The 13,929-nt window shown below is 71.0% G+C and carries 11 protein-coding genes and 1 tRNA gene; 7 read left to right on the forward strand and 5 right to left on the reverse strand.

All coding sequences use genetic code 11. The features are described 5' to 3' along the window. Positions 1 to 80: 80 nt before the first annotated feature. Positions 81 to 1,460 (reverse strand): acyl-CoA synthetase, encoded by a 1,380-nt coding sequence (locus NQU54_RS28975; RefSeq protein WP_257633640.1) that lies wholly within the window; start codon positions 1,458 to 1,460, stop codon positions 81 to 83. Between the two features lie 120 nt (positions 1,461 to 1,580). Between NQU54_RS28975 and NQU54_RS28980 the strand changes: the two genes are divergently transcribed. Next, positions 1,581 to 2,033 (forward strand): hypothetical protein, encoded by a 453-nt coding sequence (locus tag NQU54_RS28980; protein ID WP_257633641.1) that lies wholly within the window; start codon positions 1,581 to 1,583, stop codon positions 2,031 to 2,033. 339 nt (positions 2,034 to 2,372) lie between these two features. Here the strand turns inward: NQU54_RS28980 and NQU54_RS28985 are convergent, their stop codons facing one another. Beyond that, positions 2,373 to 3,758, reverse strand: coding sequence for a cystathionine beta-synthase (locus NQU54_RS28985; protein ID WP_099014007.1), 1,386 nt, complete (start codon positions 3,756 to 3,758; stop codon positions 2,373 to 2,375). A 197-nt stretch (positions 3,759 to 3,955) separates the two neighbouring features. On the opposite strand from NQU54_RS28985, the gene NQU54_RS28990 reads away from it, so the two are divergent. The 3 genes from NQU54_RS28990 (at position 3,956) to NQU54_RS29005 (ending at position 7,863) form a co-directional block, all read left to right on the forward strand. After that, entirely contained in the window at positions 3,956 to 4,987 is a 1,032-nt protein-coding gene (locus NQU54_RS28990; protein ID WP_257633642.1) for an SGNH/GDSL hydrolase family protein, read from the forward strand. 529 nt (positions 4,988 to 5,516) lie between these two features. Further along, positions 5,517 to 6,737, forward strand: a complete 1,221-nt coding sequence (locus NQU54_RS29000; RefSeq protein ID WP_069873394.1) for an acetyl-CoA C-acetyltransferase — start codon at positions 5,517 to 5,519, stop codon at positions 6,735 to 6,737. 202 nt (positions 6,738 to 6,939) lie between these two features. Next, entirely contained in the window at positions 6,940 to 7,863 is a 924-nt protein-coding gene (locus NQU54_RS29005) for a hypothetical protein (RefSeq protein ID WP_257633643.1), read from the forward strand. Positions 7,864 to 8,054: 191 nt separating this feature from the next. Here NQU54_RS29005 and NQU54_RS29010 read toward each other — a convergent pair whose 3' ends face one another. Further along, positions 8,055 to 8,396, reverse strand: a complete 342-nt coding sequence (locus NQU54_RS29010) for a hypothetical protein (RefSeq protein ID WP_069873398.1) — start codon at positions 8,394 to 8,396, stop codon at positions 8,055 to 8,057. Positions 8,397 to 8,515: 119 nt separating this feature from the next. Here NQU54_RS29010 and NQU54_RS29015 point away from each other — a divergent pair, with 119 nt between their 5' ends. Then, a complete protein-coding gene (locus NQU54_RS29015; RefSeq protein WP_069873484.1) occupies positions 8,516 to 8,746 on the forward strand; it encodes a DUF4287 domain-containing protein in 231 nt (76 codons plus the stop codon). 156 nt (positions 8,747 to 8,902) lie between these two features. Here NQU54_RS29015 and NQU54_RS29020 read toward each other — a convergent pair whose 3' ends face one another. Both NQU54_RS29020 and NQU54_RS29025 read right to left on the reverse strand, forming a co-directional pair. Next, positions 8,903 to 9,799 (reverse strand): Bax inhibitor-1/YccA family protein, encoded by an 897-nt coding sequence (locus NQU54_RS29020; protein ID WP_257633644.1) that lies wholly within the window; start codon positions 9,797 to 9,799, stop codon positions 8,903 to 8,905. A 185-nt stretch (positions 9,800 to 9,984) separates the two neighbouring features. Next, positions 9,985 to 10,067 (reverse strand) — tRNA-Leu (locus NQU54_RS29025). A gap of 412 nt (positions 10,068 to 10,479) precedes the next feature. Here NQU54_RS29025 and NQU54_RS29030 point away from each other — a divergent pair. Together NQU54_RS29030 and NQU54_RS29035 are read left to right on the forward strand one after the other, a co-directional pair. Further along, positions 10,480 to 11,253, forward strand: coding sequence for an ABC transporter ATP-binding protein (locus NQU54_RS29030; RefSeq protein ID WP_306279172.1), 774 nt, complete (start codon positions 10,480 to 10,482; stop codon positions 11,251 to 11,253). Positions 11,254 to 11,346: 93 nt separating this feature from the next. Continuing rightward, positions 11,347 to 13,884, forward strand: coding sequence for an ABC transporter permease (locus NQU54_RS29035; protein WP_257633646.1), 2,538 nt, complete (start codon positions 11,347 to 11,349; stop codon positions 13,882 to 13,884). Positions 13,885 to 13,929: the final 45 nt, after the last annotated feature.

Genomic DNA, 13,929 nt, shown 5'->3' on the forward strand with positions numbered 1-13,929 from the left:
CAGAACCGAGATTGCTCAGTGTAGTGACCTGGCACACCCCGTGTCATCAGAGTCGCCGTTGCGCCCGCGGGCCGGGCCCCTCAGGCCGGGGGCAGCAGCTTTTTCTGGGGCTTGCCCATGGCGTTGCGGGGCAGCGCCTCCAGGAATCGGACCTTGCGGGGCCGCTTGTGGACGGAGAGCTGCGAGGCTACGAAGTCGATCAGCTCCTGTTCGCCGATGCCGTCGGCCACGACGTACGCGACGATCTCCTGGCCCAGGTCCTCGTGCGGGGCGCCGACGACGGCGGCCTCGCGGACGGCCGGATGGTCCAGCAGGGCGTTCTCGACCTCGCCCGCGCCGATGCGGTAGCCACCGGACTTGATCATGTCGGTGGAGGCGCGGCCCACGATGCGGTGGAAGCCGTCCGGGTCGATGGCGGCTATGTCGCCGGTCCGGAACCAGCCGTCCTCGGTGTATGAACCGGCCGTGGCCTCGGGCCGGTTCAGATAGCCGTCGAAGAGGGTCGGGCCGGTCAGCTGGAGCTCGCCGATCTCGGCGCCCTCCTCGGCGGCGATCCGGGTGCTGATGCCCGACAGCGGGGTGCCGACATAGCCGGGGCGGCGCTCACCGTCGGCCCGGGTGCTGATGGTGATGAGGGTTTCGGTCATGCCGTAGCGCTCGATGGGGCGCTGGCCGGTGAGCCGCTCCAGATCGCGGAAGACGGGGGCGGGCAGCGGGGCGCTGCCGGAGACCAGCAGCCGGGCGGAGGCCAGGGTGCGGGCGGAGTCCGGGTCCCGCGCGACCCGGTTCCAGACGGTGGGCACGCCGAAGTAGAGGCTGCCGCCCGCCGCCGCGTACGCCACCGGGGTCGGCTTGCCGGTGTGCACCAGCCGGCTGCCCACCCGCAGCGGGCCCAGCACGCCGAGCACCAGCCCGTGCACATGGAACAGCGGCAGCCCGTGGACCAGGGTGTCCTCCGCGGTCCAGGCCCAGGCCGCGGCGAGCCCGTCCAGATCGGCGGCCACCGCCCGGCGGGAGATCAGCGCGCCCTTGGGCGCCCCCGTGGTCCCCGAGGTGTAGAGGATGAACGCCGTGGACTCCGGGTCCGGCTCCGGCTTCGTCCACGCCGCCCGCTCGGCCGGGTCCACCGGGACCGTCTCGATCGCAGCCTGGACGGCCTCCCCGGTGAGCAGCAGGGTGGCGCCCGAGTCCCGCAGTATGTGGTCGCGTTCGGCCGGGCCGGAGTCCGGCGGTACGGGCACCACCGGCACCCCGGCCAGCAGCGCGCCGACCACCGCGACCACCGTCTCCGGCGTCGGGGTCGCCCGGACCGCGACGACCGGCGCACCGGCGATACGGGCCGCCACCGCGCCCGCGGCACCGAGCAGTTCCTCGCGCGAGAGGGCGCGGCCGCCGACGCTCAGTGCGTCGGGGCGGTCGCCGTCGGACGCGGCGAGGGACGTGAGGAGAGGTGCGGTCACGGAACTGACTCCTTCCACAGCGGGCCAGGCGTGCCTCGTCGCCCGCTCGTCTTACGGGGGGCTGATTTCGGGGGCTAGCCCTACCGACAAAGCGTCCCCGCGACCGTACCGTCATTAAGCATGGACGCCCGTGACCCAGATCTGAAAAAGGAACTCGACGCCGCCCTCCAGACCCGTAAGGAACTGGGCGCGGAATACGAGTCCGAGCTGGTCGACTCCTTCATGGAGAAGGTCGAACAGCGCTTCAACGATACGGCGGACCGCCACGTCCGCCGCCAACTCGCCGAGCAGCAGATGGCGACGGCACGCGGCGCCCGCCCGTACGCCACAGGTACCCAGCCGGACCAGTCCCATGGGCTGGGCGTCGGCGAACGCTTCGCCTTCGTGGGGGTCTCCCTGGTCCTGGCCATCCCGCTGTCGGCGATCGGCGTGGTGAACGAGGGCCTGCCCGGTCTGCTGATCACCTGGGCCGGAATCTTCGGCGTCAACGCGGTCCACGCCATGGGGGGCTTCTCCTGGCTGCGCCGAGGCCGTAAGGAGGAGGAGAGCGGCGTCCAGGTACCGAGGCCGTAAAAAAAGGGGGTAGAGCTGCGCGGGGACCGCCGCACCCCGGTGCTTCGCACCGAGGGCGGGACGACGGCGGTCCCCGCGTGGGACGCGGGCCGGGTCAGGGCCGGGCTTCCGCGTCCAGGCGACCATGGAGGTCCGGGAGCCGCTCCGGAGGTCCTGTCGCCTCATCTCGGGTGTCGGTGTCGTCCTTCCGACGCCCTCTAATCTGCCGGAGCTGTGTTAACCCCGTGCTGCGCGCGCGTGACACGTGCGTACCACTTGCCCGAAGCACCGGAAGGCGTGCCCCGAGGGGCAGTTGACCGCCTTACGGGCCCCGCCGCACAGGCCCCGCCGCACGGGCCGTCACTTCGCGCCGTTGGCCAGGTACGCCAGCAGGTCCTGCCGGCTCACCACACCCTTCGGCTTCCCCTCCACCAGCACGATCGCCGCGTCCGCCGCGCCCAGCACCGCCATCAGGTCCTCGACCGGCTCACCGGAGCCGACGTGCGGCAGCGGCGGGCTCATGTGCTTCTCCAGCGGGTCGGTCAGCTCCGCGCGCCGGGCGAACAGGGCGTCCAGCAGCTCGCGTTCCACCACCGAGCCGATGACCTCGGCGGCCATCACATCGGGGTGCCCGGCGCCCGGCTTGACGATCGGCATCTGCGAGACGCCGTACTCCCGCAGCACGTCGATGGCCTCGCCCACCGTCTCGTCCGGGTGCATATGGACCAGCGAGGGCAGCCCGCCCTCCTTGCCCTGGAGGACATCGCCGACCCGCACCGAGGGGCCGTCCTCCTCCAGGAAGCCGTAGTCGGCCATCCACTCATCGTTGAAGATCTTGGACAGATAGCCGCGGCCGCTGTCCGGCAGCAGGACGACCACGACATCGTCCGGGCCGAGCCGCTCGGCGACCTTCAGCGCGGCCACGACCGCCATTCCGCAGGAGCCGCCGACCAGCAGCCCCTCCTCCTTGGCCAGCCGCCGGGTCATCTGGAAGGCGTCCTTGTCGGAGACCGCGACGATCTCGTCCGCGACGGTCTGGTCGTACGCGGTCGGCCAGAAGTCCTCACCGACGCCCTCGATCAGATACGGGCGGCCGGAGCCGCCGGAGTAGACCGAGCCCTCGGGGTCGGCGCCGATCACCTGGACCCGGCCCTCGCTGGCCTCCTTCAGATAGCGGCCGGTGCCGGAGATCGTGCCGCCGGTGCCGACGCCCGCGACGAAGTGGGTGATCTTCCCCTCGGTCTGCTCCCACAGCTCGGGGCCGGTGGACTCGTAGTGGGAGAGCGGGTTGTTCGGGTTGCTGTACTGGTCGGGCTTCCAGGCGCCCGGCGTCTCGCGGACCAGCCGGTCGGAGACGTTGTAGTACGAGTCGGGGTGCTCGGGATCCACGGCGGTGGGGCAGACCACGACCTCGGCCCCGTAGGCCCGCAGCACATTGATCTTGTCCGTGGACACCTTGTCCGGGCAGACGAAGACGCACTTGTAGCCCTTGCGCTGGGCGACCATGGCGAGGCCCACTCCGGTGTTGCCGGATGTCGGCTCGACGATGGTGCCGCCCGGCTCGAGCTCCCCGGAGCGCTCGGCGGCCTCGATCATGCGGACCGCGATCCGGTCCTTCACCGAGCCACCGGGGTTGAAGTATTCGACCTTGGCCAGGACGGTCGCCCGGATGCCCTCGGTCACGGTGTTGAGCTTCACCAGCGGGGTGTTGCCGACCAGCTCAATCATCGATTCGTAGTACTGCACGCCTGCTCCTGGTCCGGTTCCGCGGGATCTCCGCGTCGGGGCGGTCGCCGTGGCGGGCCCGTGCTGTCAGCTTATTGCGCGCTCCCGCCCTCCGACCGGTGCGTTGGGACGAAGCCTGCGCGGGGCAACAAGTTGTTAGCAAGGCGTACAAAGGAGAAAGAGGCGCGTGCGCGTGCGGACGGAGGTGGCCTGGAGCCATGTCGATGTCGAGGGCGAGGGTGGCGCGGCGGATCGCGGCCGCGGCGGCGTACGGGGGCGGCGGGATCGGGCTGCTGGGCGGGGTGACCGCCGTGCTGCTGCTCACCGAGGTGTCCCATGCGAAGCGGGTCGTGGGCGGATCGGACGATCCGCCGCCGCGCGCGGACGGCCGATATGGCTTCGCCTTCGCCCGCAGAACCGGCCAGCCACCACTGCGGCTGGCCTTTCTCGGCGACTCCACCGCCGCCGGACAGGGCGTCCACCGCCCCAGTCAGACACCGGGCGCACTGCTCGCCTCGGGGCTCGCGGCGGTCGCCGAGCGCCCGGTGGACCTGCGGAACGTGGCACTGCCGGGGGCGCAGTCCAGCGATCTGGAGCGCCAGGTCACGCTGGTGCTGGAGGACCCGGAGCTGCTCCCCGACGTATGCGTGATCATGATCGGCGCCAATGACGTCACCCGCCGGATGCCGCCCGCCACCTCGGTGCGGCTGCTGTCGGACGCGGTGCGCAGGCTGTGCGAGAGCGGCTGCGAAGTGGTGGTGGGCACCTGTCCCGACCTCGGCACGATCGAGCCTGTCTATCAGCCGCTGCGCTGGATCGCGCGGCGGCTGAGCCGACAGCTGGCCGCCGCGCAGACCATCGGCGTGGTGGAGCAGGGCGGGCGCACGGTCTCGCTGGGCGATCTGCTCGGCCCGGAGTTCGCGGCCAATCCGCGCGAGCTGTTCGGCCCGGACAACTACCACCCCTCGGCGGAGGGGTACGCCACGGCCGCGATGGCCGTTCTGCCGACCCTGTGCGACTCGCTGGGCCTGTGGCCCGAGGAGGCCCCGGAGATGCTCGACGCGGGCATCCTGCCGGTCGCCACGGCGGCGGCCGAGGCGGCCGCCGAGGGCGGCACCGAGGTCACCGGGGCCCGCGGCCCCTGGGCCCGGCTGCTGCGGCGCCGCCGGCCGCCCACGAAGGAGCCGGCGACCGCCGGCGCCCCCACCGACACCCCGTCCCCGTCCTCCCCACCCCCGCCCGGCTGCTGACCCCCGACCGGGGCCTGTGCGAGGCCCCTGACCCCGGCCACCCGCCGGGGGCCCTGACGCCGGCCGCTCGCCCGGGACTCGAAGCACGGCGCTCCCCCGCCGGGGCTGAGGCTGACGTAACCCCGCCCGAGGCCCGGAGCGGCGCTCCCTCAGCCAGGACCAAGGCCGACGTCCCCCCACCCGGGGCTCGGGGCAGCGCTCCCGCAGCCAGGGCCGAGACCGACGGTTCCCCGGCAGGGGCCCGGAGCGGCGCTCCCTCGCCAGGGCTGAGGCCGGCATAGCCCCGCCCGGGGCTCGGGTCGGCGCTCCGCCCGGCGCCCGGCCCGGTGCCCCCGACCAGAGCTCAGGGCGGCGCTCCGCCCAGGGCCCAGTCCGACGCTTCCCGCCCCCGGGGCGGGTGAGCCGGATCGCTGAGCGTACGCTTGGAAAAAAGAGTTCCGCGTCACAGCCCGCACCCCGTGACCCCGTCGATACGTGCGGGTAGCTTCCCTCAGAGTCCAGCCCTCACCCGCGCCCCCTTGGAGCCGTGATGCCCGAAGCAGTGATCGTGTCTGCCGCCCGTTCGCCCATCGGCCGCGCCTTCAAGGGTTCGCTCAAGGATCTGCGGCCGGACGACCTGACCGCCGAGATCATCCAGGCCGCGCTCGCCAAGGTCCCCGAGCTCGATCCGCGCGAGATCGACGACCTGATGCTCGGCTGCGGTCTGCCCGGCGGTGAGCAGGGACACAACCTGGGGCGGATCGTGGCCGTGCAGATGGGGATGGACCACCTCCCCGGCTGCACGATCACCCGCTACTGTTCCTCCTCCCTCCAGACCTCCCGGATGGCGCTGCACGCCATCAAGGCGGGCGAGGGCGACGTCTTCATCTCGGCGGGCGTCGAGATGGTCTCGCGGTCGAAGAAGGGCACCTCGGACGGGCTGCCGGACACCCACAACCCGCTGTTCGCGGACGCCGAGGCCCGTACGGCCGAGCGCGCCGAGCACGGGGGCTCCGACTGGCACGACCCGCGCGAGGACGACCTGGTCCCCGACCCGTACATCGCGATGGGCCAGACGGCGGAGAACCTGGCCCGGCTCAAGGGGGTCACCCGCGAGGAGATGGACGAGTTCGGCGTGCGGTCCCAGAACCTCGCCGAGCAGGCCATCGAGAAGGGCTTCTGGGAGCGTGAGATCACCCCGGTGACCACCCCGGACGGCACGGTCGTCAGTAAGGACGACGGCCCCCGCGCGGGCACCACCCTGGAGGCGGTGCAGGGCCTGAAGCCGGTCTTCCGCCCCGACGGCCGGATCACCGCGGGCAACTGCTGCCCGCTCAACGACGGCGCCGCGGCGCTGGTGATCATGTCCGACACCAAGGCGCGGGAGCTGGGCGTGACCCCGCTGGCCCGGATCGTGTCCACCGGCGTCACCGGCCTCTCCCCCGAGATCATGGGCTACGGACCGGTCGAGGCGTCCAAGCAGGCGCTGGCCCGCGCCGGGATGTCGATCGGCGACATCGACCTGGTGGAGATCAACGAGGCGTTCGCCGCGCAGGTCATCCCGTCCTACCGCGATCTGGGCATCGACCTGGACCGGCTCAATGTCAACGGCGGCGCGATCGCCGTGGGCCACCCCTTCGGCATGACCGGCGCCCGGATCACCGGCACGCTGATCAATTCGCTTCAGTTCCACGACAAGCAGTTCGGCCTGGAGACCATGTGCGTCGGCGGCGGCCAGGGCATGGCCATGGTCATCGAGCGGCTGAGCTGAGCCGGGCCGTGACCGAATCTCCCCCAGGATGTGACAAAGGTCCTGGGGGAGAGCCGTCTGCCCAGCTCAGCACCGGTGACCAAAGGCCCCTCCGGTATCGAGTTCCGCCCGTTTGGTGATGGTATGTACTGACGTCGAGAGGCGATAAGCCTCAAGCTGAGGTAGGAATTCGGGGGATCAGAAGCCAACCGGGAGTACGTCAGTGAGCCCCACGACCCTTGCCCTCCTCCTGGCCGCGGCAGCCGCCACGGCCGTAGGGGCGGCCGCCCTGCACACCGCGCGCGGTGTGCGCCGGCAGATCAGTGAGCTGCGCGCCGAGCTCGCGGCCACCGTCGCCGCCGGTGCCCTGACGGGCGGAGGGGGCGAGGAGGGCGGTGCCACGGTGCCCGCGCCCCGCGCCGCCACCCCGGCCGCCGAGATACGCGCGGCGGTCGCCGACGCGCTCGCCGAGGAGCGGGAGCGCGAGCTGGCCGAGGCGCGGGCGTTCTGGGCCGCGCAGGAGGCCAGGGATTCCGCCGGGGCGGCCGACGCCCATTCGCTGCTGGGCGGGCCGGGCGGCTTCGGCGAGGACTCCGCGCAGGACGCGCAGCTCTTCGTGCCCCGCCAGGCCGATCTGGCCGGGCTCGAACCGCTGCTCGGCCTGGACGCGCTGGGCCCCGAGGCTTTGGACCCCGCAGGGGACCAGGAGCCCGAGGTCGAGGCCGAGATGGAGCTCGAGCTGGGCGCCGGGGCGGAGCCCGCGGCCGAGCCCAGGGAGTCGGCAGAACTCGCGGCGGCCCGCCGGCGCCATCCCTCGCACCCCGACTTCACCCCGCCGTCACCCGTCGCCGACCACGACCGTACGGTGACCCGGCTCACCGAGCTGGCCGAGGCCCGCACCCCGCTCGCCGATGTGCGCCCCGGGCCCCTCGGCACCCTCGATGTCTATGTCTTCGCCGACGGAACCACGATCTGCATGACCCCGGGCCACCGGGAGACGGCGGAGCGGCTGGCGGACGCCCTGCGCGAGGGCACCACCCCGGTGCTGCTCGGCGGCTCGGGCGTCTCCGGTGCGTATGCGCTCACGTTCGGCTGCGGCGAGGAGACTGTGTACGTCCTGGCCGACCGCGTCATCGCCTCGCTGTAAGCCCCGGCGCGAACCGGCGAGCACGAACCGGCGAGCACGAACCGAGTACGAACCGGCGAGCACGAACCGAGCGCGAAGCGGCGAGCCGAACCGAGCACGAAACGGGCGTAACCGAAACGGTCGGCGCCAAGCCGTCCCCACGGAACGACGAGAACCGTACGGCCGACCCCGCGGCCCCCACACCGGCGCCCTCAGACCCCACAGCGCCCGGCCGCCTCCTCCACGAGCGCCACCGCCTCGGCGACCCCGTGCGCCGTCCGTCCGCTTCCGGCGCCGCCCGGCGCACGCTCCAGCGCGTGCACCAAGTCGTGTCCGGCCACCGCGACCTGGTCGGCGACCACGAACAGCCCCGCGTCCGGCATGATCCGCGGCGGGGTGTCCGGCTCCTCCAGACGCTGTGCGCGCAGCGACAATTCCCTCGCCAGTGCCAGTCCTTCGGCCGCGGCGCCCGCGCGCAGCCGGGACTGCGGAAGGGCGCGCAGCCGGTCGGCGAGCCGGTCGACGGCGGTGCTGAGGGGGGTCACATCATCCACGCCCCGAGCGTATGCGCCACTGAGGGACTGTTGCCAACGGGCGAACACTCAGGCACGGTGAGCTGAAGGAAACCCGGGCCATGGACCCGGGTCCGGCATGGAAGCGTCCGGAGGCGCCGATGTCCCAAATCTTCTCCGACGAGACTCACCGGAACCTACTCTCCCGTATCCCCCAGTGCACAGGCCGTGAAGTCGCCGACTGGCTGCGCACCGTCGACGAGGGCCCCGCTTTCTTCCGCTTCGAGGAGAAGGTCAGCTGGCTGCGCGGCGAGCACCAGCTCGCCTACGGCCATGCGAAAGCCATCATCCATGAACACGACTTGAGGCGTGCGGCACGCAAGCTGCGGTAGCCGCTGCCCGGAGGCAGAAGCGTGTATGCCAGACCCACCCAAGGGGGCGGCTTAAGCCGCACAGACAGAAGGGCCCGCGGAGGAGATCACCTCCGCGGGCCCTTCCAGGTGTGAGCCGGTGGTGCGGGCGAGGACCACAGGCCCCCGCCCCCGGCGCTAGTCCCTGAAGATCGAGATCAGCCGGAGCAGCTCCAGGTAGATCCACACCAGCGAGAGCGTCAGCCCGAAGGCCGCCAGCCAGGACTCCTCGCGCGGAGCGCCGTACCGGACGCCGTCCTCGACCTGCTTGAAGTCCATCGCCAGGAACGCCGCGCCGAGCACGACACCGACGAGGCCGAAGACGATGCCGAGGCCACCGCTGCGGAAGCCGAGGCCGTCCCCACCGCCGAGGGCGGCGAACAGCAGGTTGACCGCCATCAGCAGGATGAAGCCGATGGCGGCGGCGAGCACGAAGCGCTGGAATCGCGCGTTCACCCGGATGAGGCGGGTCTTGTACGCGACGAGCACACCGACGAACACCGCCATCGTGCCGAGCACGGCCTGCATAGGGATGCCGGACCAGCGGTCGTTGTAGACCTGGCTGATGACGCCGAGGAAGAGACCCTCGAAGAGGGCGTAACCCATGATCAGCGCAGGCGAGGCCGTGCGCTTGAACGACTGGACGAGGCCGAGCACCATCGCCACCAGCGCGGCGCCGAAGCCCACGCCCACCGGAAGCTGCACGATCCACGCGACCGCGGCGGCGACGATGACGGTGCCGAGGGTCATCCCGGTGCGCATGACGACGTCGTCCATCGTCATCCGGCCGGTCTGAAGCGGGCCCGCCGGCGGCGCGCCGTACATCTGCTGAAGCTGGTCGGGGGTCAGATTCTGCTGGTCGCCCGCCGCGTAGGGATTCGTAGGCGCCTGCGTCTGCGCGTACGGGTTACCACCGGCGTACGGGTTGGCCTGACCGGCGGCGGGACTCCCGGCCTGCGGCGCCGCGCCGAAACCGGCGTAGCCGCCGCTGCGGCTGAACCCCCGTCGCGAGAAGACCGGGTTGCTGCTCCTCATCTCACTCCTCCATGGCCGCCGGGCGCGACCTTGACTCAAGAGTAATAGGTAAGCAAAGAAAGCACCCTAGTGCCCAAGGAGGATCTTTTCACGCGCGGGGAAGCCGCGCGAGGCCCCCGCGGGCCCCGCGCACGCACTTTGGGCGACCGTCCACACACGCTGAGTGCGCCCACCGGATCTGAAGGTGCCCGGAACCGGACTTGAACCGGTACGCCCGCGAGGGGCAGCGAGGTTTAAGCTCGCCGTGTCTGCATTCCACCATCCGGGCAGCGGTTCCCCCTGGGCCGTACGGAGCGCGCACGGCCCTCCCCTGAAAGAGAGCAGCACGAGCCTATCCGGGGACATGCCCCCGCACAGTGAATCCGCGGACCGAGGTTGTCTTATTTTATTGGCAACTGAGGGTGCATCAGCAGCGGGGCGGGGTACCCGAAGATGCCGACGGCCATTGGACCTGCCGATATGCCCTGAACCCCCGTTAACTGGGGATTGACGCAATCTCGACGCCCCGTCCGGGGTGTCCTCTCCTCCTCAAGGAGGACTCCGTCCCCGTCATCTACATCGCGAGACCCCCCGCAGAACCGGAGCACGGGGTGATCCCGTCCCCCCTCACAACCGGAATGATGAAGTGACGTCCCGCCCACTCCCGCAGAGCACGACAGGAGCCATTCACCGTGACCACCATGCCCCTCGGCGTAAAAACCACCGCCCACTCCGCCGCGGCGGCCGCCCGCGCCACGGACCTGAGCAAGGTCTACGGCGAGGGTGAGACCCAGGTCATCGCCCTGGACTCGGTGTCCGTCGAGTTCCGCCAGGCGGAGTTCACCGCGATCATGGGCCCCTCCGGCTCCGGCAAGTCGACGCTGATGCACTGCATGGCGGGTCTGGACATCATCTCCAGCGGCTCGGCCCGGATCGGCGAGGTCGAGCTGACCACGCTCAAGGACAAGAAGCTCACCCAGCTGCGCCGCGACAAGATCGGCTTCATCTTCCAGGCGTTCAACCTGCTTCCGACGCTGAACGCGCTGGAGAACATCACCCTCCCGATGGACATCGCGGGCCGTAAGGCCGACCAGGCGTGGCTGGACCAGGTCGTGGCCACGGTCGGTCTCGCCGGGCGGCTCAAGCACCGCCCCAACCAGCTGTCGGGTGGTCAGCAGCAGCGTGTGGCGGTGGCCCGCGCCCTGGCCGGCCAGCCGGAGATCATCTTCGCCGACGAGCCGACCGGCAACCTGGACTCCCGCTCCGGCGCCGAGGTCCTGGGCTTCCTCCGCAACTCGGTGCGTGAACTCGGCCAGACGATCGTGATGGTGACCCATGACCCGGTCGCCGCGTCCTACTCCGATCGGGTGGTCTTCCTCGCCGACGGCCAGATCGTGGACGAGCTGCGCAACCCCACCGCCGACTCGGTGCTGGACCGCATGAAGCGCTTCGACGCCAAGGGCCGCACGAGCTGACGCAGGGCGCGCGCCCCCCTTTTTTGGAGGCTCGGTTTCACTCGCCATCGCCGCCCCGCACCTCCCCACACCACCCTTCAGGACTGACACCTCATGTTCCGTACAGCCCTGCGCAATGTGCTTGCGCACAAGGCCCGGTTGCTGATGACCGTGCTCGCCGTGATGCTCGGCGTGGCCTTCGTGGCCGGCACCCTGGTCTTCACCAACACCATCTCCGACGCCTATCAGAAGAGCTCTCAGAAGGGCTACGAGGGCGTCGACGTCGCCATCGCCCCGGACAAGGAGGACGACGACGCGGCCAACCCCGGTGACGCGCCCCGGCTGAGCCAGCAGTTGCTGGACCAGGCGGGCAAGGCGGCCGGCGCCGCCTCCGCCTACGGCGTCGTGAACGGCTACTCCGCCGTCGCCGACAAGAAGGGCGACCTGATCGGCGGCGGCTTCTCCAGCCAGGGCGGCAACTACTACCCGGGCCCCGACGGCAAGGACTCCCGGTACACGATGACCGAGGGGCGCGCCCCCAAGGCCATCGGTGAGGTCGCGCTCGACTCCAGGACCGCCGAGCGCGGCCACTACAAGGCCGGGGACTCCGTCCGGGTGTCCGTCGACGGCCCGGTGCGCACCGAGAAGGTCGTCGGCGTCTTCACCACCGACGACGGCAATGTGGCGGCCGGCGGCACCCTCGCGCTGTACGACACGGCCACCGCTCAGAAGCTGTTCGGCAAGCCGGGGCAGTTCGACGAGATCGATGTGAAGGCCGCCGCGGGCACCTCGCAGGCGACGCTGAAGTCCGCGATCGACAAGATCCTGCCCGAGCAGGCCAAGGCCACCACCGGCAAGAAGCTCGCCAAGGACCAGGCCGAGGCGATCGAGCAGGGCATGAGCAGCATGCAGACCATGATGCTGGTGTTCGCCGGGATCGCGCTCTTCGTCGGCATCTTCATCATCGTCAACACCTTCTCCATGCTGGTCGCCCAGCGCACCAGGGAGCTGGCCCTGATGCGCGCGGTGGGTGCGACCCGCCGTCAGGTGACCCGCTCGGTGCTGATCGAGGCCACCATCGTGGGCGCCATCGCGGCCGTGGTGGGCCTCGTGGCCGGTATCGGCATCGGCGCCGCGCTGCGCTCGGTGCTCAACTCCACCGGGGCCAACGTCCCGGACGGTCCGCTGATCGTCGCGCCGACCACGGTGCTGGTCTCGGTGCTCGTGGGCGTCGTGGTGACCGTGCTCTCCGCCTGGCTGCCCGGCCGCCGCGCCGCCAAGATCCCGCCGATCGCCGCGATGAACAGCGTGCACGCCGCGCCGACCACCCGCGGTCTGGTGGTCCGCAACACCATCGGCACGATCCTCGCCGCGGGCGGTATCGCCCTGGTGGTCGCCGGTGCGGGCATGGGCGGCGACGGCCGGGGCCCGATGGCGTTCGGCGCGGCCGTCCTGGTGATCGGCGTCTTCGTGCTCACCCCGCTGCTGTCCCGGCCGCTGATCGCGGCCGCCTCCCCGGTGCTGCGGATCTTCGGGATGCCCGGCAAGCTGGCCCGGCAGAACGCGGTGCGCAACCCGCGCCGTACCGCCGCCACCGCCTCCGCCCTGATGGTCGGCCTCACCCTGATCACCGGTATGACGGTGATCGCGGGCAGCGTCCAGCAGGGGATCAACAAGATGGCCGCCGACGGGCTGAGGTCCGACTTCGTGGTCAGCATGGGCGGGGGCGCACGGCCGCTGTCGCCCGAGGTGTCCAAGACCCTGGCGAAGCTGCCCGAGGTCACCTCGATCAGCCCGCTGCGCGCCTCCCCGGCCCGGATCGCCGGCGACTCCGACTCCCTGACCGGTGTCGACCCCAAGGCCATCCAGAACCTGGTGAACGTGGACATCACCGAGGGCTCGTTCACCGCGCTCGGGGGCACCAAGGCGCTCATCGACGACAAGATCGCCGATGAGCACGGCTGGAAGGTCGGCTCGACCATCCCGGTGACCTACGAGGACGGCCGCAAGGGCCGGCTCACCGTGGGCGGTGTCTACGAGGGCAACCAGATGATCCGCGGCGTCATGGTCGACAGCGCCACGATCAGCCCGCACATGGCCACCGTCGCCGACTCCCAGGTGATGCTGAAGGCCAAGGGCGGCGCGACGGAGGCCAACAAGGACCTCCTGAAGAAGACGCTCGGCGAGAACCCGGCGATCAAGATCCAGACCAAGCAGGACATCTCTGACGAGATCGCCATGATCTTCACCCTGCTGCTGAACATGCTCTACGGGCTGCTCGCCATGGCCGTGATCGTCGCGGTGCTCGGTGTCATCAACACCCTGGCGATGTCGGTCTTCGAGCGGTCCAAGGAGATCGGCATGCTGCGGGCGATCGGCCTGGACCGGCGCGGCATCAAGCGGATGGTGCGGCTGGAGTCGCTGGTCATCTCGCTCTTCGGCGGAGTGCTCGGCCTCGGCCTCGGCGTCTTCTTCGGCTGGGCGGCCGGTGAGCTGGTCGCCACCGGACTGCCGACCTACGAGCTGGTCCTGCCGTGGGGCCGGATGGGGCTCTTCCTGCTGATGGCCGCGCTCGTGGGCGTCATCGCGGCGCTGTGGCCGGCCCGGCGGGCCTCCAAGCTCAACATGCTGATGGCCATCAAGGCCGAGTAGCGGCGAGCCGGACACGGGAACGTCCCCGTCCGCCCCTCTTCGGGG

This window comes from Streptomyces malaysiensis subsp. samsunensis (assembly GCF_024519315.1).
In the GTDB taxonomy this organism is placed as follows: Bacteria; Actinomycetota; Actinomycetes; order Streptomycetales; family Streptomycetaceae; genus Streptomyces; species Streptomyces malaysiensis.